General features: G+C 71.4%; 1 protein-coding gene. It reads right to left on the bottom strand.

Annotation, left to right across the window (positions count from 1 at the left end; genetic code table 11):
- On the bottom strand, window positions 1–262 hold a 262-nt coding region (locus tag ADK65_RS07645), incomplete at both ends, for an FAD-dependent monooxygenase (RefSeq protein ID WP_199825585.1).

Here is a 262-nt window from a genome sequence, read left to right as displayed (position 1 = left end):
GACTCGGGCGAGTTTCCAGGTGAGGTTGTAGGCGTCCCGCAGGCCCGCGCACAGTCCCTGTCCGATGAACGGCGGGGTGAGGTGGGCGGCATCGCCCAGGAGGAAGACCCGTCCGCTGCGCCAGCGGTCGGCGACACGCGCCCGGAAGGTGTACTGCGTCTCACGGACGACCTCGAAGTCCCCGTCGTAGGACTGCGGCAGCCACGGGGCGATCAGCTCGCGGACCGGCTCCTGGCCGTCCCGCAGCCGGAACTCCCAGCGG

Source organism: Streptomyces sp. NRRL B-1140 (genome assembly GCF_001280065.1).
In the GTDB taxonomy this organism is placed as follows: domain Bacteria; phylum Actinomycetota; class Actinomycetes; order Streptomycetales; family Streptomycetaceae; genus Streptomyces.
Note: the sequence above shows the minus strand (reverse complement) of the source record. Positions and strands in the feature narration are given on the sequence as shown.